At 64.3% G+C, this 23428-nt stretch carries 23 protein-coding genes and 1 tRNA gene; 16 read left to right on the top strand and 8 right to left on the bottom strand.

The features are described from left to right. Genes ACWTU9_RS02845 through ACWTU9_RS02830 form a run of 4 tightly spaced genes read left to right on the top strand, consistent with a single transcriptional unit; the run spans window position 1 to window position 4090 of the window. A complete protein-coding gene (locus ACWTU9_RS02845) occupies window positions 1-1377 on the top strand; it encodes an LLM class flavin-dependent oxidoreductase (protein ID WP_455856989.1) in 1377 nt (458 codons plus the stop codon). A gap of 23 nt (window positions 1378-1400) precedes the next feature. Further along, the gene (locus tag ACWTU9_RS02840; RefSeq protein ID WP_455856988.1) at window positions 1401-2249 is read left to right on the top strand and encodes an ABC transporter permease; all 849 of its coding nucleotides are present in this window, start codon (window positions 1401-1403) and stop codon (window positions 2247-2249) included. Window positions 2250-2301: 52 nt separating this feature from the next. Then, the gene (locus ACWTU9_RS02835; RefSeq protein ID WP_454587456.1) at window positions 2302-3300 is read left to right on the top strand and encodes an ABC transporter substrate-binding protein; all 999 of its coding nucleotides are present in this window, start codon (window positions 2302-2304) and stop codon (window positions 3298-3300) included. Window positions 3301-3325: 25 nt separating this feature from the next. Beyond that, window positions 3326-4090 (top strand): ABC transporter ATP-binding protein, encoded by a 765-nt coding sequence (locus ACWTU9_RS02830; protein ID WP_455856987.1) that lies wholly within the window; start codon window positions 3326-3328, stop codon window positions 4088-4090. A gap of 40 nt (window positions 4091-4130) precedes the next feature. Here the strand turns inward: ACWTU9_RS02830 and ACWTU9_RS02825 are convergent, their stop codons facing one another. From ACWTU9_RS02825 to ACWTU9_RS02815, 3 genes are all read right to left on the bottom strand, one after another. Then, on the bottom strand, window positions 4131-4508 hold the full coding sequence (locus tag ACWTU9_RS02825) for a hypothetical protein (protein ID WP_454576015.1): 378 nt from the start codon (window positions 4506-4508) through the stop codon (window positions 4131-4133). 105 nt (window positions 4509-4613) lie between these two features. After that, window positions 4614-4689, bottom strand: a tRNA-Ala gene (locus tag ACWTU9_RS02820). A 173-nt stretch (window positions 4690-4862) separates the two neighbouring features. Continuing rightward, window positions 4863-5258, bottom strand: coding sequence for a TIGR02300 family protein (locus ACWTU9_RS02815; RefSeq protein ID WP_142867911.1), 396 nt, complete (start codon window positions 5256-5258; stop codon window positions 4863-4865). Window positions 5259-5464: 206 nt separating this feature from the next. Between ACWTU9_RS02815 and aroA the strand changes: the two genes are divergently transcribed. The 4 genes from aroA (at window position 5465) to ACWTU9_RS02795 (ending at window position 10581) form a co-directional block, all read left to right on the top strand. Next, a complete protein-coding gene (gene aroA, locus ACWTU9_RS02810; protein WP_455856986.1) occupies window positions 5465-6823 on the top strand; it encodes a 3-phosphoshikimate 1-carboxyvinyltransferase in 1359 nt (452 codons plus the stop codon). A gap of 232 nt (window positions 6824-7055) precedes the next feature. Continuing rightward, window positions 7056-7706 (top strand): (d)CMP kinase, encoded by a 651-nt coding sequence (cmk, locus tag ACWTU9_RS02805; RefSeq protein ID WP_455856985.1) that lies wholly within the window; start codon window positions 7056-7058, stop codon window positions 7704-7706. Window positions 7707-7910: 204 nt separating this feature from the next. After that, window positions 7911-9608, top strand: coding sequence for a 30S ribosomal protein S1 (gene rpsA / locus ACWTU9_RS02800; RefSeq protein ID WP_112563700.1), 1698 nt, complete (start codon window positions 7911-7913; stop codon window positions 9606-9608). Window positions 9609-9759: 151 nt separating this feature from the next. Then, window positions 9760-10581 (top strand): MOSC domain-containing protein, encoded by an 822-nt coding sequence (locus ACWTU9_RS02795; protein ID WP_455856984.1) that lies wholly within the window; start codon window positions 9760-9762, stop codon window positions 10579-10581. Between the two features lie 113 nt (window positions 10582-10694). Here ACWTU9_RS02795 and ACWTU9_RS02790 read toward each other — a convergent pair whose 3' ends face one another. The 4 genes from ACWTU9_RS02790 to ACWTU9_RS02775 form a co-directional block, all read right to left on the bottom strand. Beyond that, entirely contained in the window at window positions 10695-11402 is a 708-nt protein-coding gene (locus ACWTU9_RS02790; protein WP_455856983.1) for an SDR family NAD(P)-dependent oxidoreductase, read from the bottom strand. A 185-nt stretch (window positions 11403-11587) separates the two neighbouring features. Further along, complete coding sequence (locus tag ACWTU9_RS02785) at window positions 11588-13168, bottom strand: 5-guanidino-2-oxopentanoate decarboxylase (protein WP_455856982.1); 1581 nt, start codon at window positions 13166-13168, stop codon at window positions 11588-11590. Continuing rightward, window positions 13165-13833, bottom strand: a complete 669-nt coding sequence (locus ACWTU9_RS02780) for a TetR family transcriptional regulator C-terminal domain-containing protein (RefSeq protein WP_455856981.1) — start codon at window positions 13831-13833, stop codon at window positions 13165-13167. The genes ACWTU9_RS02785 and ACWTU9_RS02780 overlap by 4 nt, the downstream gene beginning before the upstream one ends. Then, entirely contained in the window at window positions 13803-14675 is an 873-nt protein-coding gene (locus tag ACWTU9_RS02775) for a dimethylarginine dimethylaminohydrolase family protein (protein WP_455856980.1), read from the bottom strand. Before ACWTU9_RS02775 ends, ACWTU9_RS02780 begins: the two co-directional genes overlap by 31 nt. Before the next feature lie 214 nt (window positions 14676-14889). Between ACWTU9_RS02775 and ACWTU9_RS02770 the strand changes: the two genes are divergently transcribed. From ACWTU9_RS02770 to ACWTU9_RS02740, 7 genes are all read left to right on the top strand, one after another. Beyond that, the gene (locus ACWTU9_RS02770; protein ID WP_454587466.1) at window positions 14890-15705 is read left to right on the top strand and encodes an ABC transporter ATP-binding protein; all 816 of its coding nucleotides are present in this window, start codon (window positions 14890-14892) and stop codon (window positions 15703-15705) included. A gap of 54 nt (window positions 15706-15759) precedes the next feature. After that, on the top strand, window positions 15760-16557 hold the full coding sequence (locus tag ACWTU9_RS02765) for a transporter substrate-binding domain-containing protein (protein WP_455856979.1): 798 nt from the start codon (window positions 15760-15762) through the stop codon (window positions 16555-16557). A 158-nt stretch (window positions 16558-16715) separates the two neighbouring features. Then, on the top strand, window positions 16716-17429 hold the full coding sequence (locus ACWTU9_RS02760; RefSeq protein ID WP_455857125.1) for an ABC transporter permease: 714 nt from the start codon (window positions 16716-16718) through the stop codon (window positions 17427-17429). Next, a complete protein-coding gene (locus ACWTU9_RS02755) occupies window positions 17429-18238 on the top strand; it encodes an ABC transporter permease (RefSeq protein WP_455856978.1) in 810 nt (269 codons plus the stop codon). The genes ACWTU9_RS02760 and ACWTU9_RS02755 overlap by 1 nt, the downstream gene beginning before the upstream one ends. Window positions 18239-18344: 106 nt before the next feature. After that, on the top strand, window positions 18345-19346 hold the full coding sequence (locus ACWTU9_RS02750) for an Ldh family oxidoreductase (RefSeq protein WP_455856977.1): 1002 nt from the start codon (window positions 18345-18347) through the stop codon (window positions 19344-19346). 329 nt (window positions 19347-19675) lie between these two features. Beyond that, window positions 19676-20128, top strand: a complete 453-nt coding sequence (locus ACWTU9_RS02745; protein ID WP_455856976.1) for a DoxX family protein — start codon at window positions 19676-19678, stop codon at window positions 20126-20128. A 104-nt stretch (window positions 20129-20232) separates the two neighbouring features. Then, window positions 20233-21213 carry a complex I NDUFA9 subunit family protein gene (locus ACWTU9_RS02740; RefSeq protein ID WP_455856975.1) on the top strand — a complete coding sequence of 327 codons (981 nt, stop codon included), beginning with the start codon at window positions 20233-20235 and terminating at the stop codon, window positions 21211-21213. A 19-nt stretch (window positions 21214-21232) separates the two neighbouring features. Here ACWTU9_RS02740 and ACWTU9_RS02735 read toward each other — a convergent pair whose 3' ends face one another. Next, window positions 21233-22603, bottom strand: a complete 1371-nt coding sequence (locus ACWTU9_RS02735) for a cytochrome P450 (RefSeq protein WP_455856974.1) — start codon at window positions 22601-22603, stop codon at window positions 21233-21235. Window positions 22604-22819: 216 nt separating this feature from the next. On the opposite strand from ACWTU9_RS02735, the gene ACWTU9_RS02730 reads away from it, so the two are divergent. Continuing rightward, the gene (locus ACWTU9_RS02730) at window positions 22820-23386 is read left to right on the top strand and encodes an NADPH-dependent FMN reductase (RefSeq protein ID WP_455856973.1); all 567 of its coding nucleotides are present in this window, start codon (window positions 22820-22822) and stop codon (window positions 23384-23386) included. Window positions 23387-23428: the final 42 nt, after the last annotated feature.

Genomic DNA, 23428 nt, shown 5'->3' with positions numbered 1-23428 from the left:
ATGACCCGATCCAGTAAATCCCAGAGCAAGCCGCGGCAGATCAAGCTCGGCGCCTTCCTGCCCGGCGGCGGACAGCACATTGCCGCATGGCGCCATCCCGATGCGCCGGCCGACGGCGCCACCAATTTCGAGTTCCACAAGCAGCTGGCGCTGACCGCCGAGCGCGGCCTGTTCGACGCCTATTTCCTGGCTGACAACCTGACCGTCGGCCTCGGCGCCCGCGAAGGCGGCAATGCCAAGATCGCCGGCTTCGAGCCGGTGACGCTGTTCGCGGCGCTGGTGCCGCTGACCACGCATCTCGGCTTCATCGCCACGGCCTCCACCACCTATGAGGAGCCCTATACGCTGGCGCGCAAATTCGCGTCGCTCGATCTTCTGTCGAACGGCCGCGCCGGCTGGAACGTGGTGACCTCGGCCGGCGACGAGACGGCGCGCAATTTCAACCGTGACGTCCAGCCCAACCATGCCGAGCGCTATGCGCGGGCGCATGAGCACGTCGAGACGGTCAAGGCGCTGTGGGACAGCTGGGAGGACGACGCCTTCATCCGCGACAAGCAGTCGGGCCGCTTCTACGACAAGGACAGACTGCACGACATCGACCATAAGGGCGAGCATTTCAGCATCAAGGGCCCGCTCAACGTGCCGCGCCCGGTGCAGGGTCATCCGGTTGTCGTACAAGCCGGCCAATCCGAAGACGGACGCGGGCTTGCCGCGCACTCGGCCGAAGTCATCTTCACCGCCCATCAGAAGCTGGAGACGGCGCAGGAATTCTACCGCGACATCAAGGCGCGCGTGGCGGAAGCTGGCCGCGACCCCGACCAGGTGCTGATCATGCCGGGCGTTGCGCCCTTCGTTGGTCGCACCGAGGAAGAAGCCCGCGCCAAATACCAGCAGCTCAACGACCTGATCCTGCCCGAGGACGGTGTCGCGCTGCTCAACGGGCTCGCCGGCCAGACGCTCGATATCAGGGGTTATCCGCTCGACGGCCCGCTGCCGCCGAGCAAGGAGACTGAAGGCATGAAGAGCCGCCAGGCATTGATCCGGCAGATTGCCGACGAGCACAACTTCACCATCCGCCAGCTCTATCAATGGGTGGCGACGGCGCGCGGCCACTACACCATCGTCGGCAGCGTCACGCAGGTCGCCGACCAGCTGGAGGAATGGTTCACCAGCGAGGCGGCCGACGGCTTCAACATCCTGCCGCCCTGGCTGCCCGGCGCGCTCGACGATTTCGTCGACCTGGTCATTCCCGAACTGCAACGGCGCGGCCTGTTCCGCACGGCCTATGAAGGCCGGACACTGCGCGAGAATCTCGGTCTCAGGCGTCCGCAAAACCCATGGACCGTCGCCCGCTCGACCGTCCTTGCCGCCGAATGATCTCGTAACGGAAAGATGAAGCGATGACCCTGCAGCATCTCGAACGACCGATTACGCTCCGCTCGAACCGAGACGAAAACCGTCTCGGCGCGGATTTCTTGCGCCTCGGCAGCCAGACGGCTACCCGCGTCCTGTCGCGCTACGGCGTGCTTGCCGGTTTCCTGCTGCTCTGGCAGGTGGCGAGCAGCGCCGGATGGGTCAACGCGGCGGTGCTGCCGCCGCTGGACATGATCGTCGCGGCACTCTGGAAAGGGCTTGCCGGCGGCAGTTTGCTCGGCGACATCGCCATCAGCCTGCAGCGCGCCGGCATTGCCTTTGCCGCAGCCGTCGCCGTCGCCATCCCGCTCGGCCTGTTCATGGGCCAGGTGCGCCCGGTCGAAACCGCGCTCGATCCGATCCTGCAGGTGTTCCGGCAGACATCGGCGCTGGCGCTCTATCCAGTGTTCATCCTGTTGCTGGGGCTCGGCGAAACCTCGAAGATCTTCGTCATCTTCTGGGCAACCCTGTTTCCGCTGCTGCTCAACACCACCAGCGGCGTCAAGGAAGTCGATCCCAAACTGCTCGAAATGGCCCGCGTCTACGGCGCGGGCCGGCTCACCGTGTTTCGCCGCGTCGCGCTGCCGGGCGCCGTCCCGTCGATCTTCGTCGGCCTGAGGCTGAGCGCCACCACCGCGCTGCTGCTCCTGATCGCGTCCGAGATGATCGGCGCCAACAAGGGCATCGGCTTCCAGGTGATGAACGCGCAGTACAATTTCCAGATCCCGCTGATGTTTGCGGCAATCGTCATCCTCGCCGGCCTCGGCCTGATCGCCAACCAGGCGCTGGTCGCACTGCAGCGGCGGCTCTGCCGCTGGAGCAGTCCTGCCAACTGAACAGCCCACAACTCAACCCAGGCCTCCCTCAAACCCAGGAAAGACCGGATCCATGACAATCACCCGCCGTTCTCTGCTTGCCCGCGCACCGCTTGCCGCTGGCCTCATCGCCACCGGCCTGCCGCGCCTCGCTTTTGCCGAAACCGCACCGGTAAAATTTCGCTATCTTGCCAGCCGCGGCTCCATCTCGCCGCATGAACTGGCCGACGAACTCGGCTATTACAAGGGGCTCGGCGTCGAGCTGGAAAATGTCGGCTATGCCTCTGGCGGGCCGGAATCGCTGTTTGCGCTGTCCTCCGGTAGCGTCGACCTCGGTTCGGCTGCGACGGCAGCTGTGATCAACTCGATATCGGGCGGCAACGACTTCGTCGCAGCCTATCCGAGCAACGGCATCAACAAGGATGTAAAGAGCGTCTTTTACGTGCTGGAAGACAGCCCGATCAAATCGATCGCCGACATCGCCGGCAAGACCATCTCGGTCAACACACTTGGCGCCCATCTCGACTATACGGTGCGCGAAGCCCTGCACAGCGTCGGCCTGCCGCCGGATGCCGCCAATCTCGTCGTTGTGCCCGGTCCGCAGCTGGAACAGACCTTGCGCTCGCGTCAGGTCGATATTGCCGGGCTCGGCTACTGGCAGGCGACGTTCGCCGGCGCGCTGGTCGCCAATGGCGGCGTGCGCGGTGTGTTCGACGACACCGATGTGCTCGGCGAACTCGCCGGCGGCTTCGTCGTGCTCCGGCGCGACTTCATTGCCGCAAATCCGGATGCGGCGCGCAACTTCGTCGAACAGTCGGCGCGCGCCTCAGACTGGTCGCGCCAGAATCCGGACGAAGCCCGCAAGGTGGTGGCCAACATCTTGAACAAGCGTGGCGAAAACGGCGATCTCGCCCGCTATTGGACCGGCTTCGGCTTGCGTGAAGGTGCGCAGGCGACCGATCGCGACATCGATTTCTGGGTCGCCGTTCTGGAGCGCGACGGCCGCCTGGCCAAGGGCAAGCTGAAGGCCGCCGACATTCTGTACCGGCCCGGCGAAACCAAGACTAACTGAGCCCTGAAAATAGCAGAGAGATGAGATGACCGGCACCAACCGCGGCGGAGAGGTCTCGATCCGCGACCTCTCCAAATCCTTCAGCCTCGGCGGGCGCCAGCTTGCCGTACTGCGGACGCTCAACCTCGACATCCGTTCGGGGGAATGCCTTGTCATCGTCGGCGCCAGCGGCTCCGGCAAGACCACGCTGCTGCGCATTCTTGCCGGGCTGGAGGCGGCCGACAGCGGCGGCGTTGCTATCGACGGCCAGCCGGTGCATGGCGTCGGCGCCGAGCGCGCCGTGATCTTCCAGGAGCCACGGCTGCTGCCGTGGCTGAGCGTGCTCGGCAATGTCGCCTTCGGCCTCGAAGTGCGCGGCGTTCCGAAGCAAGAAGCCGAGGAACGCGCCCGCTTCTACATCGCGCTGGTCGGCCTTGCCGAATTCGCCCAAGCCTATCCGAGCCAGCTTTCAGGCGGCATGGCACAGCGCGTCGGCATCGCCCGGGCGCTTACTGTCCAGCCGGAGATCCTTCTGCTCGACGAGCCGCTGGGGGCGCTGGACGCCATGACCAAGATCGGCGTGCAGGAGGAACTGGCGCGCATCTGGAGTGAGGAGAACGTCACCATGGTGATGGTCACCCACGATCTGGAAGAGGCAATCTATCTTGCCGACCGGGTACTGATCCTGCCCAAGGAGAAAGGCGGCGCGGCGCGGTTGATCGACATCGACCTGCCACGCCCGCGCGAGCGCAGCGAAACCCGCTTCGTGCGCTATCGCGAGGAATTGCTGCGCGAATTCGGCCTGCACTGATCGAGGCCGGACCTCGGCCCGGCCATGGCCATTCTCGCGACTATTGCTTGGTGAACATGCCCGTATAGGTGCGGTCGGCAAGCCCATAGGTAACGGCCAGCGTTCCGTCCGCCTGCATGACCGCGCTTACATCCCCGCCATTGGGAAGGCGTCGCAGTTTCAACGTGTTGCCGAAAATCTTGCCTTCGCCGTCGGCCACGCCCGGTTTGTTGTCGGCGATATCGCCCCAGGCGTAGGTGGCGGTGACATTGCCACCGCGCGAAATCGTCAGCACTGCGAGCTTGCCGTCATACATCCCGTCCAATTGCCCGCCCCATATGCCGGAAAATGCGACATATTTGGCCGGGATGCCCTCGCCGGGGGGCATGACCCTGACAGACGGATCGAGGACGGCTGCACCATCCGGAGGAGAAACCATGGCCGGTGCAACGGGCTGAGGTTCAGGAGCGGGGGCTGGTTCAGGAGCCGACTGGCAGGCGACCAGCATGAATGCCGCGAAACCGAGCGTCGGAAAGAGACTGTTTGGTGGAGCCAATCGGAATCGAACCGACGACCTCTTGAATGCCATTCAAGCGCTCTCCCAACTGAGCTATGGCCCCACTCCGGCAGTCAGCCGGCGCCGTTGCCGGCGTAGAGGTCCGGCGCGGTTTTCAACGCCGCGCCGTTTAGTGCAGGCGGCTTCTAACCCCGCCTTCCCTGAATATCAAGCCTGCAAGAACCGCTTTTTCGTCACAGCTCAAGAAAGCCTGCGGGCGCATATGCCCGCGGCCGATCAGACCTCGTCGTCGTCGTCGCCGACGCCGATCATGTCGGCGACGTCGTCGTCTTCTTCCTCTTCGTCGGCAAGGAAAGTATCGTCCTCGTCGTCGCCGAGGTCGACATCGTCCTCGTCATCGCCCAGATCGGGAAGGTCGTCGCTTCCGCCCTTGGCATCGTCGTCGGCCTCTTCAAGCGAGACGACTTCAACGCCTTCTTCTTCCTCGGCGTCTACTTCCTTCTCGGCCACTTCCTCTTCCTCTTCGATGGCGGCAATCTTGCCTTCCTCGAAATAGGAACGCGGATAGGTCTTGCCCGTATAGGGCGAGACGATCGGGTCCTTGTTCAGGTCGTAGAATTTTCGACCCGTCTCAGGGTCGACACGCTTTGTGCCAAGTTCGTTTTTTGCCACGGCAAGCCTCGTCAATAAAAGAGTGGTCCCCATAACCAGAGTTTACCGCGCTGTCAAAGCGAAAAGCCGGCGTCACAAAACCAAGTCCTGAAAGGCCTCGCGCCAAGTGACGACCATGGGGATGACCATTTGTGCCCGCCGTGATACGAGACCGCCGCAACAAATGAAAAGCGCCGGTGCGCCGGCATTCCGTCCAGGGAAATTCCATGTCTCACGCCGCCGCTGCCAAGCCGGCCACCGCCCGCAAATCCCCAGCCCTTTCAGGCACCGCCCGCGTGCCGGGCGACAAGTCGATTTCACACCGCTCCATGATGTTCGGCGGCCTTGCCTCCGGCGAAACCCGTGTCACCGGCCTGCTGGAAGGCGAGGATGTGATGCGCACGGCCGCGGCCATGAAGGCGATGGGTGCTCATATCGAGAAGCGCAGCGCCGAATGGGTGATCCGCGGCACCGGCAATGGCGCGCTGCTGCAGCCGGAAGGCCCGCTCGACTTCGGCAATGCCGGCACCGGCTCGCGCCTCACCATGGGACTTGTCGGCACTTACGACATGGAAACGACCTTCATCGGCGACGCCTCGCTGTCGGGCCGGCCGATGGGTCGCGTGCTCGAACCCTTGCGCCAGATGGGCGTGCAGGTGCTGAAGGCAACGCCCGGCGACCGCATGCCGATCACGCTGCATGGGCCGAAGCACGCAGCACCCATCACTTACCGCGTGCCGATGGCCTCGGCGCAGGTCAAGTCAGCCGTGCTGCTCGCCGGCCTCAACACGCCGGGCATCACCACGGTGATCGAACCGGTGATGACGCGCGATCACACCGAAAAGATGCTCAAGGGTTTCGGCGCCAATCTGTCGGTCGAGACTGACGAGCGCGGCGTGCGCCACATCTTCATCGAGGGCCAGGGCAAGCTGACAGGACAGATCATCGCGGTGCCCGGCGACCCGTCCTCGGCCGGCTTCCCGCTGGTCGCGGCACTGATCGTGCCCGGTTCGGACATCGTGATCGAGAACGTGCTGATGAACCCGACCCGCACGGGCTTGCTTCTGACCCTGCAGGAAATGGGCGGCCAGATCGACATCTTGAACCCGCGCAATGCCGGCGGCGAGGACGTTGCCGATCTGCGCGTGCGCTACTCCGAGCTCAAGGGCGTCACCGTGCCGCCCGAGCGGGCGCCGTCGATGATCGACGAATATCCGGTGCTGGCGGTGGCGGCGAGCTTTGCCGAGGGTGAGACGCTGATGCAGGGGCTGGAAGAACTGCGGGTCAAGGAATCCGACCGGCTGTCGGCGGTCGCCAACGGGCTGAAGATCAATGGCGTCGACTGCACCGAGGGTGAGGCAAGCTTGGCCGTACGCGGCAAGCCTGACGGCAGGAGCCTAGGTGGCCATCCCAACGGCCAGGACACGACCGTGCAGACCCATCTCGACCACCGTATCGCCATGAGCTTTCTCGTCATGGGACTGGCGACGGAAAAGCCGGTGACCATTGACGACGCTGCGATGATCGCGACGAGCTTTCCGGAGTTCATGGGGCTGATGAAGGGGCTAGGCGCGGAGATTGGGTAATGGGCCTGGGCCAAACTGAAATGTTGGCGGGACAGCGCCCCCCTCTGTCCTGCCGGACATCTCCCCCACAAGGGGGGAGATCAGCTGTCGCCGCGGCTTTCGCCAGTCACCAACGTTGCAGAATTGAGCGGGGCGCCAGAACTGCCAATCTCCCCCCTCGTGGGGGAGATGTCCGGCAGGACAGAGGGGGGCGCGAAGGATCGCGACGCCTGTGCCTTTCGTTGGCCTATCAATGACCCACGTCTTCACGATCGCCATCGACGGCCCCGCAGGCGCCGGCAAGGGCACGTTGGCCCGCCGCCTTGCTGACCATTATCGCCTCAACCTGCTCGACACCGGCCTCACCTATCGCGCGGTCGCCTATGCGCTGCTCCAGCATGCGCTGCCGCTCGACAACGTCTCGGCAGCCGAAACCGCCGCACGCCAGGTCGACCTGGCAAAGCTCGACCGGGCGGTTCTCTCGGCACATGCGGTCGGCGAAGCGGCGTCGAAGGTCGCGGTTTACCCGACGGTGCGGCGCATCCTGGTCGAGAAGCAGCGCGATTTCGCCAAAACGCCGCCAGGCGCCGTGCTTGACGGGCGCGACATCGGCACCGTCGTGTGCCCCGACGCCGACATCAAACTCTATGTGACGGCGAGTGCCGAGGTGCGGGCGCAGCGCCGGCTGGCGGAGATCGAGAGCATCGGCGGTACTGCCAATTTCATCGAAATCCTCGCCGATATCGGGCGCCGCGACGAGCGCGACATGGGCCGCGCCGACTCGCCGCTGAAGCCCGCCGCCGACGCGCACTTGCTTGATACCTCCGAAATGGCTATAGAGGCCGCGTTTCTGGCGGCCAAAACGATCATCGACGACGCCTTGGCCAAGAGAGATAAAGCCTGATGGAAGGTTTTCGTCGCGTTTTCCGTTGCCGGAAGCGAAGAAAATACCATATCGGGCACGAACCAGCCTGCCAGCATTCTTCATGCGCCGGAATTGCCGCCTAGGCGGCCCAGGGCTTTTGTAGCCCGGAACGCCGGCAGGCCAACGCAACGCTAACCCACGGCGCCCGTCCCGCTTAAGATGCGGGGCACTCCAGGAGAAAATATGTCAGCTGCAAATCCCACTCGCGACGATTTCGCGAGCCTGCTCGAAGAATCATTTACCACCGGTCACTCCGGCGAAGGTCAGGTCGTCAAGGGCACGATCCTGGCGATCGAAAAAGACATGGCCATCATCGATGTCGGCCTCAAGGTCGAAGGCCGCGTGCCGCTGAAGGAATTCGGCGTCAAGGGCAAGGACTCGACGCTCAAGGTCGGCGATACCGTCGAGGTCATGGTCGAGCGTATCGAGAACGCACTGGGCGAAGCCGTCCTGTCGCGCGACAAGGCCCGCCGCGAAGAGAGCTGGGTCAAGCTCGAAGAGAAGTTCACCAAGGGTGAGCGCGTCGAAGGCGTCATCTTCAACCAGGTCAAGGGCGGCTTCACCGTCGACCTCGACGGCGCCGTGGCCTTCCTGCCGCGCAGCCAGGTCGATATCCGCCCGATCCGCGACGTCTCCCCGCTGATGCACAACCCGCAGCCCTTCGAGATCCTCAAGATGGATCGCCGCCGTGGCAACATCGTTGTGTCGCGTCGCACCGTGCTTGAGGAAAGCCGCGCCGAACAGCGTTCGGAAATCGTGCAGAACCTCGAAGAGGGCCAGGTTGTCGAAGGCGTCGTCAAGAACATCACCGATTACGGTGCGTTCGTCGACCTCGGCGGCATCGATGGCCTGCTGCATGTTACCGACATGGCCTGGCGCCGCGTCAACCATCCGACCGAAATCCTAAACATCGGTCAGACGGTCAAGGTGCAGATCATCCGCATCAACCAGGAAACCCACCGCATCTCGCTCGGCATGAAGCAGCTCGAGTCGGATCCGTGGTCCGAGATCGGCACCAAGTTCCCGATCGGCAAGAAGATCAAGGGCACCGTCACCAACATTACCGACTACGGCGCGTTCGTCGAGCTGGAGCCGGGCATCGAAGGCCTCATCCACGTTTCGGAAATGTCGTGGACGAAGAAGAACGTGCATCCCGGCAAGATCCTGTCGACGACGCAGGAAGTCGACGTGGTGGTGCTCGAGGTCGATCCGGCCAAGCGCCGCATCTCGCTCGGCCTCAAGCAGACGCTGGAGAATCCGTGGCAGGCTTTTGCCTCGAGCCATCCGGTCGGCAGCCAGGTCGAGGGCGAGGTCAAGAACAAGACCGAGTTCGGCCTGTTCATCGGCCTCGAAGGCGACGTGGACGGCATGGTGCACCTGTCCGACCTCGACTGGACCCGTCCGGGCGAGCAGGTCATCGAAGAGTACAATCGCGGCGACATGGTCAAGGCGCAGGTGCTCGACGTCGACATCGACAAGGAGCGCATCTCGCTCGGCATCAAGCAGCTGGCCAAGGATACGGTCGGCGAAGCGGCGACTTCAGGCGAACTGCGCAAGAACGCGGTCGTCACCTGCGAAGTCATCGGCGTCAAGGATGGCGGTCTGGAAGTGCGGCTGGTCGACAGCGGCATCGAGACCTTCATCAAGCGTTCCGACCTCAGCCGTGACCGCGACGAGCAGCGCCCCGAGCGCTTCACCGTCGGCCAGAAGGTTGACGCTCGCGTCATCGCCTTCGACAAGAAGACCCGCAAGCTGCAGGTCTCGATCAAGGCGCTGGAAATCGCCGAAGAGAAGGAAGCAGTCGCTCAGTACGGCTCGACCGACTCCGGCGCTTCGCTGGGCGACATCCTGGGCGCCGCGCTGAAGAAGCAGGGCAGCTAAGTTTTGGCTGCCTGCCGCGCCTCGCGCGCGGCCTGAAACAAGAAACCCGCGGACCGCAAGGCTCGCGGGTTTTTTCATTTCGCGGCACTGGCACAAGACAAGGACCGTGCAATCCCTTCAACTCCGCGCTCCTGGCAATAGGGGCATGCGCATGAAGGTCGTTGGAATTTATCGCTATCCAGTCAAGAGCCTGCGTGGCCATGCCGTGCAGAGCGCCGAGATCGAGACCATGGGCATGGCCGGAGACCGCCGCTGGATGGTCGTCGACAAGGACGGACAGTTCCTCACCATTCGCCAGATACCTGATATGACGACGATCGACGTCGAGCATCGCGGCACGGGCATCCTGTTGAAACATGACAGGCATGGTTCGCACGCCGTCGAGGCTCCAGGCCCGGGTGCTGCACTCCGTCAGGTCAAGATCTGGAAGGATATGGTTGCCGCGCGGTCGTGTGATCCAGCCGCCGGCGCTTATCTCTCCACGATTCTTGGCCGGCCCGTCGATCTCGTCTATTTCGACGATCCGCAAAACCGGCCGGTCGACCCTGAATTCGGCGAGCCTGGAGATTACGTCGGCTTTGCCGACGGTTTTCCGCTGCTGGTGGCCACGACGGGCTCGCTGGACCATCTGAACAGCCATCTAGCCAGGCCCATCGAGATGGCGCGGTTTCGCCCCAACATCGTTGTCGACGCGGAAGGCGCTTGGCCTGAAGACAGCTGGAAGACGATCCGTATCGGCGCTGTCGAGCTGCGCATCGCAAAACCCTGCTCGCGCTGTGTCATCACCACCCGCGACCCGCACAGCGGCGAGCAGCCGGACCCGCGCGAGCCGTTGCAGACGCTGGGCAAACTCCACCGCTCCGCCAAGGGTGGCATCATCTTCGGTCAGAACGCGATACCGAACAACGCCGGTACAATCGCGATCGGCGACGCAGTCGAGGTCATGGAGGCGGGAGTCTCGAACCTGACATAGTCGCAGGTTCTTTTATCGTCGATGACGAGAGCGCGGAACCGATGCCGGGCCGCGCAAGTCCAAGCTGCAGATAGGCAAGCTCGTCTGCAAATGAGTCGCCCCACGGCCGCCCCTCAGGCGCGTCCGTAAAGCGGCACCAGCGTGCCGCTCATCGCCAGATTGGCCGGCGATGCCAGATAGGTGATGGCTTCAGCGGCTGCTTCCAGGCTGACCCATTTGGTGATGTCGGCATCCGGCATGTCGGCACGGTTGGCGGGCGTATCGAGCGTCGAGGGTGCGACAGCATTGACCAGAATGCCCTTGTGCTTCAGCTCCTCCGCGATTGCCACCGTCATCGCCGCCACCGCCGCTTTGCTGGCGGCATAGGCAACCATGCCGGAACCGCGGCGCGGGTCGAGCCCGGCGCGCGCCGTGACATTGACGATGCGGCCGGCCGTAGCCGAGCCAAGCATCGAGCGCACCGCGGCGCGGCAGCACAGGAAGGTAGTGCGGGCGTTGGTGTCCATCATTTCGGCGAAGGATGCGGATTCGATCTTTTCCACAGGTGCTGCGGCAAAGCCGCCGGCCAGATGGATGGAGGCCCACAGATCCGGAACGCTGGCGTAGAAGGCATCGACCTTGGCGGGATCGGCAAGATCGACATTGTGCGCCAGCCGGACGCGATCGTCGGTCACAAAGGGAAAATGCGAGGGGGCCGACGCGTGAGCATTGGGCACATGGCAGATCGCGCCGTCGGCCAATAGTTTGCCGACGACCGCTGCGCCGAGTGCCCCGGTGCCGCCGGTCACCACGATATGCTTTCCCTGAAGTGTTTCCGTCATCCTCGACGCTCCTGTCGTTTTTTATGATTATGTCTGTCGTTATGCCGCGCCGACGCAGAGCGTCGCCTCTTTCGCGCGATCACTCAACCGCCATCTCGACATGGCAGTGTTGCGTCTTTGCATCGCTCGAAGCAGCCGACCGTCCCCTTTGACCCGCGCATGGACATCCGGCGCGCGGTCAAGCGTCAGTCGATGGTGATTTCGATGACATGGGGCAGGCCAGTTGCGTGCGCGCGTTTGAGCGCATCGGCGAGCTCAGCAGTACCGGCAAGCCGTTCGGCTGATATGCCATAGGCCTCGGCCAGCTTGCAGAAATCCGGCGGCGCCGGCGACACGCCGACCGGTTCGACGCCGACATCGAGCATCGAGGTCTCGATCTCGCGATAGCCTCTGTTGTTCCAGACGACGAAGATGACCGGCGCCGGCGCATCGAGCGCAACAGCGATCTCTGGTAAGGTGAACTGGAAGCCGCCGTCGCCGGTGAGACAGACCACCGGTACGCCCGGCATGGCGAGCGCCGCACCGATCGCTGCCGGCGGCCCGTAGCCGAGTGCGCCGAAGCCGGTAGCGGCGTTGAACCAGCCGCCCGGCCGGTCGTGGTCGTAGTAAAGATTGGCGGCGTAGATCGGCTGCGTGGAATCGCCGACGATGATGGCGCCCGGCAAGGCGTCGCGGATCGCTTCCACCGCATGCACCTGCGCGGCATAGGCCGGGCTCAATTCCGCAAAAGCCGTCTTTCGTGCCGCGTCGGCACGCGTTTCGCCGTCCTTCGCCGCCGCATGATCGGGACCGAGCGCGGCAAGCAGTGCATGCAACGCCTCCGCACAATCGGCCTGGATACCGACACTCACCGGGCGGCGGGCAAGCTGGTCGGCGCCGATATCGATGCGGATCAGGTTGGCCGGCAGCACGAAACCGCCATCACTGTAACCGTCATAGTCGGTCGGGCCGAACTCGGTACCGGCCGCGATGACCAGATCGGCGTCGGCCATCAGCGCACGCACAGCTTTCAGGCTGGGGCTTGCGGGTACGCAAAGCGGATGCGCGTGCAGCAGGCCGCGCGCATTGGCGGTCTGGACGACGGGCGCGCCGAGCCGCTCGGCCAGGCGCTGCAATGGCTCATCGGAGCGCTTGGCGCCACCGCCGGCCAGGATCAGCGGCCGCCGCGCCGCTGCGATCAGCCTGGCGGCGTCGGCAACGGCCACGCCATCCGGCGCCGGCGGTGTCGCATTGGTGAGCATGGCAGCGATGCCGTCGGCCGGCTTGACCATGACGTCGGTCGGGATTTCGATATGCACTGGCCCCGGCCGCGAGGACGAAAACAGCGCAAACGCCTGCGCCAAAGCGCCTGGCAATTCGCTCGCCTCGGTAACGCGCTGCGAAAACAGCGCCACCTTTCCCATCATGCCGCGCTGGTCGGGCAGTTCGTGCAGGAAGCCCAGCCCCTTGCCCAGCGTCGGCATCGCGTTGACGCCCGAAATCACCAGCATCGGCACGGAATCGGCGCGTGCCTGGCCCATGGCGGTGATGGTGTTGGTCAACCCCGGTCCGGTGATGACGAAGGCGACGCCCGGCCTGCCCGAGGCGCGGGCATAACCATCGGCCATGAAGCCGGCGCCCTGTTCGTGGCGCGGCGTGATGTGACGTATCTTCGAGCGCGCCAGGCCGCGGTAAAGCTCGACCGTATGGACGCCGGGAATGCCGAAGACGGTGTCGACGCCATGCGCTTCGAGGAGTGAGATCAGCGCTTCGCCGATGGTGGTCATTGGCCTTCTCCCTTTTGCGGCGCGAGGCCGAGCTCGGCCTCTATGGCTTTGACGCCGATCGCCGCCAATTCGCCAGGCGAGAACATCTCTGCGGCCAGACAGCCTTCTATCCAGAGTCCGTCGAGGATGGCGTTGATCGCGATGGCGTGGCGGCGGAGTTCACTTGCGTCCGGCTTGCGCCGTTCGGCGGCAAGCACTTCGGCCACGACCGCTTCGACCTCGTTGCGAAAGCCAAGGTAGCCTTCGCGATGGGCGCGAGCCAGGCTCGGATCCGCGCCTGCGCGGCCGATGAAGGTTGCCCAGAGCGAAAACACCCGCGCGTCGATGATCGGCGCGTTGAGGTTGGCGGTGACGAAGGCCGCAAGGCGCTGGCGCGGAGAGGCGTTCTCCATGAGCAATGCCGCCTTCGCCTGCTCGGTCATGCGGCCCATCAGCGCCGCGTAGGCTTCCTTCAGCAATTCTTCCTTGCCCGGGAAATAGTGCCGGATCAGCCCGGCGGTGACGCCGGCGCGCAAGGCGATGGTGCGTAGGCTGGCGCCCTCCAGGCCGTGTTCGGCCACGCTGTCCAGGGTCGCGTCGATCAAATCCTGCCGCCGCCGCTCCTCGCCCTCGCGGCGGAACTTGCGGCGCTCATTCATTGCCGCAGGATCGGCCGCGTCAGGCATGTCGGCCCGCCTTCACAGGCGATGCAGAGCGCATCCGCTTCGAAGATTTCAACCGTGCAGCCGGCGGCTTCCATCGCGGCCTTGGTCCTGGGAAAGCCTGCGACGGCAATGACCTTGTGCGGGCTGGTCGGCAGCACGTTCAGGCTGAGGCCGTTGGACGCGGCGAACTCTTGCGGGTCGCCTTCGACCAGCCGGATACCGCGCGCCTTCAGCAACTGATAGAACGGAGCCGGCAAAAGTGGCGAATAGACCAAAGCGAGGTCATCGGCCAGCGGGCTGATCACCGACATCAGATGCAGGCACGCCTCCTCGCCCTGCCACAGCGGCAGATCGAAGCCGTAGACGGAAATGCCCAGCGGCGTCAGCAGGTTGGAGACCTGCTGGATGCCTTCCTGATTGGAGCGCACACCGCGCCCGATCACCAGCGTGCGGGCATCCAGCCATACGCAATCACCGCCCTCGACCTGCCCGGGAGCCTCGACGCGGCCGAGGATCGGAATGCCGAGGCGTCTGTAGGTTTCTTCATGCAGCGAAGGCTCGCTGGCGCGCAACGGCTTGCCCATGGACAGGATCAGCGCGCCGCGGTCGGTCATCAGCGACGGATCGTGAGTGAACACCGAATCCGACAGGCCGTCGGCCCTGTCCTCGATCCATTCGATTTCGGCGCCGGAAGCCGCTACCAGCTCGGCAAGGACCGCGTGCTGCGAGGCGGCTTTCGCCGGGTCGAACCCGGGGCCATAGTGCCAGGAGGCTCTGTCGGCATCGCGCATGGCGTTGGCCGCCGACCGCATCAGCACACGCCGCAACGGCGCCGCCATGGACTGTGATCCGAAAGCGCTCATCAGTGCCCTTTTCAAGGTGAAAAAAATCGGGAAAATTTCATCGAAAGCTATTTATACACTTGCACAATAAGGCCGCAAGTGCCGTAATGAGCGGGATTGACGGGCTCGCGCTGTTGGGTCCATGCTGAAGTCTGGAGTGGGCATTACAGCGTATGTTGATTAGCCGGATGGACGTTCGACGATCTACGGTCGGCCCTGTGGTAGAGGTCACCCGGTGAGCGCCGTGGGAGCCGCCGCAGTCCAATCCGGCAAGGCGCAGAATAGCGCCGCCGAAGCCATCCATGTCGAGAACCTGCACAAGAAATTCGGCCAGCTGCATGTGCTGAAGGGCGTTTCGCTGTCGGCGCGCGACGGCGAGGTGATCGCCATCATCGGCGGCTCGGGCTCAGGCAAATCGACGCTGCTGCGCTGCATCAACTGCCTGGAGAATCCGACCAGCGGCATCATCCGCGTCAATGGCGAAGAGATCAAACTCAAGGCCGACAGCCATGGCCACACCGTGCCCGCCGACCGCCGGCAGATCGAGCGCATCCGCTCCAAGCTCGGCATGGTGTTCCAGAACTTCAACCTGTGGAGCCACATGACGCTGATCGAGAACGTCATCGAGGTTCCGGTGCACGTGCTGGGCGTCAAGCGCGACGTCGCGATCAGGGAAGCCGAAAAGCTGCTGGCGCGCGTCGGCCTCGCCGAAAAGCGCGACGTCTATCCGGCCTATCTCTCCGGCGGCCAGCAGCAGCGCGCTGCGATCGCCCGCGCCTTGGCCATCAATCCGCGCGTCATGCTGTTCGACGAGCCGACCTCGGCGCTCGACCCGGAGCTGGTCGGCGAGGTGCTGAAGGTGATCGGCGACCTGGCGCGCGAGGGTCGCACCATGGTGCTGGTCACGCATGAAATGAAGTTCGCCCGCGAGGTCGCGACCCATGTCGTCTACCTCTACAACGGGCTGGTCGAGGAAGAGGGGCCGCCGGAGCAGATCTTCGGCGCACCGAAATCCGAAAGGCTGAAGCAGTTCATCCGCAACATCGGCTAGGAAAGCCGGGACGGAAGAAAACCGGGAACCAACAACAAACTGGGAGTCGTGAAAATGAAGACTGTTCTGAAAACATTCGCCGCAGCGCTGCTGCTCGGCGTCGCCGCCATGGGCGTGGCCAAAGCCGATCCGGTCAAGATCGGTGTCGCCGCCGAGCCCTATCCGCCCTTCACCTCGCCGGACGCTTCCGGCAAATGGGTCGGCTGGGAAATCGAGTTCATCGACGCCGTCTGCGCCGAGGAGAAGCTCGACTGCGTCATCACGCCTGTCGCCTGGGACGGCATCATCCCGGCGCTGACGACCAAGAAGATCGACCTCATCGTCTCCTCGATGTCGATCACCGCCGAACGCGAGAAGACGATCGACTTCTCGGACAAGTACTATAACACACCGACCGCCATCATCGGCCCGAAGGACCAGAAGTTCGGCGCTACGCCAGACGACCTCAAGGGCAAGGTGGTCGGCGTCCAGGTCTCGACCGTGCATGCAGTCTACGCCAAGAAGCACTTCACCGGCGCGCAGGAAATCAAGGAATACCAGACGCAGGACGAAGCCAACAACGATCTGGCCGCCGGCCGCCTCGATGCGGTGCAGGCCGACTCCATCGCGCTCGGCGAGTTCCTGAAGTCGGACCAGGGCAAGGCCTGCTGCGACCTGAAGGGCATGGTTGCTCCCGATGACGAGGTGCTCGGGCCGGGCGTCGGCGCCGGCGTGCGCAAGGAAGACGCCGAACTGAAAGGCAAGATCAACGCCGGCATCAAGGCGATCCGCGCCAACGGCAAATATGACGAGATCTCGAAGAAGTACTTCGATTTCGACATTTATGGTGGCGGCGGCGCGCAGTCGAACTGACGATCCTCGCATGAGCTAGCGAGGCATGGCGCCAGCGCCATGCCTCCCTGCCCGATCTTTCCCAGACATGCTTGCCGCCGGCGCTGCCGTCGGCGGTTAGAGTCAGCAATCCGGGGGCGACGCTGATCGACGCACTTCTTTCGGCCTCCGCGGCCGGCATCATCGAACTTCTCTCGCCCAACCCACCGGGCTGGGGCGGAACTCTTTTGCTGGGACTGCTCCATTCGATCGAGATCGCGCTGGGCGCCACGTGCCTCGGTCTCCTGATCGGCACCGGCGGCGCCTTTGGTAAGCTCTATGGCGGCCCGGTCGTGCGCGACCTGCTCGCCGTCTACACGACAGTGGTGCGCGCCGTACCCGAACTGGTGCTGATCCTGCTGCTCTATTATGCCGGGACCGACCTGATCAACCAGGTGCTGACCGCAATGGGCTATCAGCGCGTCGACATCAGCGGCCTTGCCGCAGGCATTGCCGTGCTCGGCTTTGTCCAGGGCGCCTATTCCACGGAAGTGATCCGCGGTGCGATCCTGGCCATCCCGCAGGGGCAAATCGAAGCTGCCCGAGCGTATGGCATGTCACCCGGGCTGATGCTGCGGCGCATAACGCTGCCGGCGATGCTGCCCTTCGCCATACCGGGCCTCGCCAATCTGTGGCTCATCGCCACGAAGGACACCGCCCTTCTGGCGGTCGTCGGTTTCTACGAACTGGCGCTGGCCACGCGGCAGGCCGCGGGCGTCACCAAAGCTTATTTCACCTTCTTCGTCGCCGCAGGTGTGCTCTATCTCATCCTTTCGCTCGTTTCGAACCTGCTCATCGGCCGCCTTGAGGCCTGGTCGCGGCGCGGCATGCCTTCGCTAAAGGATGCGCGCTGATGGCCGGAGACGCGACCATCATCAACGTTGCGGCGCGGACGTCGCTATGGCTGCAGCCGCATCGCATCGTGCTGATCCTGATCGCGATGGCGCTGGTTCTCGGCGCGGCCTTCTTCATGCGCTGGGACTGGCTGCCGCAATATTATGAAATGGGACTGCTTGGCATCTGGCGCTCGCTGTGGATCCTGGCCGTCACCTGCTTTCTCGGCTTCCTGCTTGCCGTGCCGCTCGGGCTGGCGCAGGCCGCAGGCCCTTTCTGGTCCTCCGCCCCCGCCAAGACATTCTGCACCGTCATCCGGGGCACTCCGCTGCTGATCCAGTTGTGGCTGCTCTATTACGGTCTGGGCTCGCTGTTTCCGCAGTATCCGTGGATCCGCGAATCCTGGATGTGGCCGTATCTCAGACAGGCCTGGCCCTATGGCGTGCTGGCGCTGACCTTGTCCTTCGCCGGTTACGAGGGCGAAGTGATGCGCGGCGCCTTTGCCGGCGTACCCAAAGGGCAGCTTGAGGCAGCCCGCGCTTTCGGCATGAGCCGCTGGAAGATCTTCCGCCGCATCTGGCTGCCGCAGGCCATCTACCGCGCGCTGCCGACACTGACCGGTGAAACCGTACTGCAATTGAAGTCGACGCCGCTGGTGGCGACGATCAGCGTCATCGACATCTTCGCCGTCTCGTCCAAGGTGCGGCAGGACACCTACCTCACCTACGAGCCCTTGCTGCTGCTGGCGCTGATCTACATGATCATCACCGGCATATTGGTATTTGCCTTCAGCAAGATCGAGGCACGGATTCCGAACAAGATTGGGTAGTGAAGTAGTGAATGGTGAATGATCCGCGGAAAAGGGTCGCAATTTTCGCGGCCTCGCTTAAGACGACCATTCACTATCGACCATTCACCATTCACCGGGACCCACCATGCAACTCTCTCTCGACCAGGCAACAGGGCTGTGCCGGATGGCGGCACTCGGTGCCGGTGCCAATGAAGAGGCCGCGAAGTCACTTACCGCCTCGATCATCGCCGCCGAGGCGGAAGGGCTGTCGACCGTCGGGCTGACCCACTTCATCGATTACCTCGAAGCGCTGGAAGCCGGACGCATCGACGGCAATGCCGACCCTGACATCACCAGGCCGGCGCTCGCCGTCTATCTCTCCGACGCGCGCGGCGGCCTGGCGCATACCGGCTTCGACCGCACCATCGACGACCTCGCCAAGGCGGCAAAGCTGTTCGGCGTCGCCATCTTCTCGCAGAAGAACGCCTATACGTGCGGTGCGCTCGGCTATTTCACCGGGCGTCTGGCGCAACTGGGACTGGTCTCCTTCGCCGCCACCAACGGGCCGGCCGTGCTTGCCGGCTCGGGCTCGGTCAAGCCGGTCTATTGCACCAATCCGATGTCGTTTGCCGCACCGGCCGCCGATGGCGCGCCGCTGGTCATCGACCAGTCCTCGAGCGCCACCGCCTTCGTCAACATCCGCAAGGCGGCCGAGGACGGCAAGAAGATCCCGGAGGGATGGGCGCTGGACGCCAGCGGCAACCCGACCACGGATCCGGCCGCCGCCATGAAAGGCGCCATGCTCGCCTTCGGCGGCCAGCGCGGCGCCAACATCGCGCTGATGGTCGAGGTGCTGGCGGCCGGCATTTCGGGGGCCAACTGGTCGCTCGACGCGCCGTGGTTCACCGGCGGACCGGACAGCCCTGGAACCGGCCTGTTCGTGCTTGCCATCGAGCCCAAACTGCTTGATCCGGATTTCGAGCAGCGCATGAAGGACCAGCTCGACCGGCTGCGCCGGCGCTTTGGCGTGCACGTGCCGGGCCGCGCCCGCGCCGAAGCAGCCGAGAAGGCGCAGGCCCGCGGCATAAACGCGCCCAAGGCGGTGGTGCAGCGCATTTCCGAATTCGCCGAGCGCTATTCGGGCTGAACAGTTCTGCTCGCAACAGATTTCTTCGCGCCTTGGCTGAACCTTTCTGCCGATCGCAACGACCAATAGCTGCCGGGTCGGGTTTGCCCGGTCGGTGTCTTCTGTCGGATGCGTTTAGGGCCGGGGCGGGGTATGCCGTCTCAGGTTAGCCGCCCCGTTGCGCCCTGTCTCGACCGTTGCGTCACCCGGAAAACCCCGCTTCGGCGGGGTTTTCTGCGTTTCGTGCTCCGTGCGCTAAAACATGATGGCGAAAGTTAACTTTTGTTAACTTGACTTGATGGGAGCCATCGGGCGTTTGCGAGGGGGTCATCACAACAACAGGAGCTACGATGTCCATAACCACCGACGCTTCCCGCGGCAGACTGATCATCCCAGTGTTTGGCCGCCTGTATTCGTCGTTGCATGACGGCGTGGAAACCCTGCTTCGCGTCGTTGCCGGTGGGTTTCTCACCATCCACGGCTCGCAGAAGATCACCAATCCCTTCGGCGCCGCCGAGATGGTCGAAGGCCTCGGTTTCTATCCGGGCGCGTTCTGGTCGCTGCTTTTGTCCTGCACCGAGTTCTTCGGCGGCATGCTCATTGCCATCGGCCTGCTGACCCGGCCGGCCGCCTTCGCCGGAATGTTTGTCCTTCTGGTCACCATCTGGTTCCACTGGATCACTGTCGGCCAGGGCTTTTCCGGCGCTGAAAAGTCGCTTTTGTGGGCGACGATCCTGTTGTTCTTCGTCATCCGCGGCGGCAACCGCCAATCGGTCGACGCGCGTATCGGCAAGGCATTCTGACAAGGACGAAATGGGGTGGCAGCGACGACGCGTCGCCCTTTGCCTTTGGCCCAAAACGGACTATGAAACGGCTTCAGCCAAGCTTTCGAGCGCCGGAGCCAGCCATGACCGAAATCCTGCAGATCCCCAAGCTCGTGGTCGTCTTCGGCGGCTCCGGCTTCGTCGGCCGCCACATCGTGCGGGCGCTGGCCAAGCGCGGCTACCGCATCCGGGTTCCGGTGCGGAGGCCCGATCTTGCGGGACATCTGCAGCCACTCGGCAATGTCGGCCAGATCCAGCCGGTGCAGGCCAATGTGCGAGTGCGCTGGTCGGTCGACCGCGCCGTGCAGGGCGCCGACCACGTCATCAACCTGGTCGCCATCCTGCATGAGGGCGGCCGGCAGAAGTTCAACACCGTGCACGAGTTCGGCGCCCGCGCCGTCGCCGAAGCCGCGCGCTCGGTCGGCGCCGGCCTCACCCATATTTCGGCGCTGGGCGCCGATCTCAACGCCGAATCCAACTATGCGCGCACCAAGGCGCTTGGCGAAAAGGCAGTCCTGGAAACCATCCCCGACGCCGTCATCTTCCGCCCCTCGATCAATTTCGGACCGGAGGACAGCTTCTTCAACCGCTTCGCCGACATGGCGCGTTATTCGCCGGTGCTGCCGCTGATCGGCGGCGGCCAGACCAAGTTCCAGCCGGTCTATGTCGGCGATGTCGCCGAGGCGGTTGCGCGCTCGGTCGAAGGCAAGGTCAAGGGCGGCCAGATCTACGAGCTCGGCGGGCCGCAAGTGCTCACCTTCAAGCAGTGCATGGAAGAGCTGCTGACCGTGATCGAGCGCAAGCGGCTGCTGGTGCCGGTGCCGTGGTGGGTGGCCAATCTGCAGGCCTCGATCCTCGGCCTGCTGCCCAATCCGCTGCTGACCAAAGACCAGGTGCTGCAGCTGCGCGAACACAACATCGTCTCGGAGGCGGCCAACAAGGCCAACCGGACGCTTGCCGGCCTCGACATCCAGCCGCAGTCGATTGGCACCATCCTGCCGAGCTACCTCTGGCGCTTCCGCGCCGCCGGCCAGTTCCAGCGCAAGCCTGCTAGCATCGCATAGTAGCAGGGCGTCGCGCCCGTTAAGCGCGCCGCGTTACCTGCATCGGCAGGCCGCCCTGCGGCTGCGTCGTCAGTTTCTGCACCGGCCACGGCTTCGTTTCCGCCGTCGCATCGAAGCGGAAGCGCGCCAGCATGATGGCCAGCGCAATGATCGCTTCCTGCATGGCGAAGCTGGCGCCGATGCAGATGCGCGGACCGGCGCCGAACGGCAGATACTGGAAGCGGTCGATCTTCTCGCGGTTTCCCGGATGGAAGCGCTCGGGCATGAAGGCATCGGGCCTGTCCCACAGTTTTCTGTGCCGGTGCACGACCCAGGGCATAACCAGCACGGCGGCGCGCTTCGGAAGCACCAGGTCGTTCCACGTCTCCGTCTCGATCGGCTCGCGATTGATCGACGGCGCCGGCGGGTAGAGCCGCAGCGCCTCCTCGAAGGCGGCGCGGGTGAACGGCATGGCGTCCAGCCACTTCGTCGGGTCTGGCTCGCGCGCCAGCACGGCATCGATCTCGCGCTCGACCTTTTCGCGCTCCCATGGCGCTTCGGCGAGGCAGTAGAGCGTCCAGCCGAGCGCCCGCGCCGTCGTCTCGTGGCCGGCGCCGATGAAGGTGATGATGTTATCCTCGACCTCGGCCCGCGTCAGCCCGTCGGGGCCTTCGGCCCTCAGCAGCAGCGTCAGGAAATCCTGCGGCGCTGTGTCGGGGTCGCGCTTCAGCCGCTCCTCGCGCATCTTGACCGTATCGGCGACGATCTTGCGGAAGTAGGCCATGGTCTTGCGGCCGCGGATGCGGGTCAGCCGCGGCAGCCATTCGGGCGCGCGCAAAAGGTCGAGCGGATCGACACGGCCCATGGTCTCGAACAGGCGGTCGATCTCCTGCGCGAAACTGCCGGGCTCGCCCGAAATCTCGCCGGAAAACAGCGTTTCGGCGAGGATATCGTAGGTGAGCAGCGTCATGTCGTGGGCGATATCGGACATGCCGCCATTTTCGTAGCGGGTGACGAACTGCATCGTTCGACGCAGCATCGGCTCGGCGAAGCCGAAGATGTGACGCGGCGTGAACACCGGCGCCATCGCCTTGCGCGAGCGCTTCCACACTTCGCCTTCGGCGGTCAGCAGGCCGTCGCGCAGGATCGGGCGCAGGATCATCTGGCGTACGGTGGCCATCTTGTAGTTCTTGGCGTTGTCGATCAGCACGTGGCGGATGAGGCCGGGATCGTTGGCGACGATCAGATGTCCGCCGACGCCATTCGCCGAAATCCAGGGTTCGTTGTAGGTGTGCTCGCCCCACAGTTCGAGCGGATTGCGGTAGACGATCCGCATCATCTCCAGCGTCGAAGGCGGCGTCGTGCGCGGCTTGGGCGCCGGCGGCACGAAGGGGACGGGCTGCGTGTCCATGAGGTACTCCGCTGATGCCTCAATGTAGTGGCTGGCAATCCGGGCGTCCATGTGACCGAAGGGCAGACTGGAACGCTGCAGCGCGGGCACGCTTCGACCGGCAGTGTGTTCATCGGATCGTGACCATCTGTGAAACGGATCCGCCTTGTCGAGCCGGACACTCTGCCGTAGTGACAGTCACCAACAGATACTGCCAACCGCCCAGGAGAGCCCGCCTTGAAGCACAAGCTGAACATCATCATCGGCAGCACGCGGCCGGGTCGCGCCGGGCCGGTCTTCGCCCACTGGCTGGAGGGGTTTGCCCGTGAGCACGGCAAATTCGAGCCGGTGCTGACCGACATTGCCGCGTTCCAGCTGCCGGTTCTGGACGAACCGCATCACCCCAGGCTCGGCAATTACCAGAACGACCACACCAAGGCCTGGTCGAAGGCCATCGATGCCGCCGATGCGTTTGTGTTCGTGGCGCCGGAGTACAATTATTTCGTCGCGCCGGCGATCGTCAACGCGATCGACTACCTCCTCCGCGAGTGGAAGTACAAGCCAGCCGCCATCTTCAGCTATGGCGGCGTCTCCGGTGGCCTGCGCGCGGCGCAGGCGCTGAAGCCGCTGCTGACCGCGGTCGGCATCATGCCGATTCCTGAAGGTGTCGCGTTGCCACTGTATCAGAAATTGCTGGACGACAACGGCGCCTTCAACGCCAGCGAGCACGTGGCTGGCGGGGCCAAGACGATGCTGGACGAGCTGCTGCGCTGGAGCGAGGCGCTGAAACCGATGCGCGCCTGAAGGGGCCGATTTTCGGCCAAAAAGCGCGGCTTGCTCATGCCA

The organism is Mesorhizobium sp. 128a (assembly GCF_053848025.1).
Note: the sequence above shows the minus strand (reverse complement) of the source record. Positions and strands in the feature narration are given on the sequence as shown.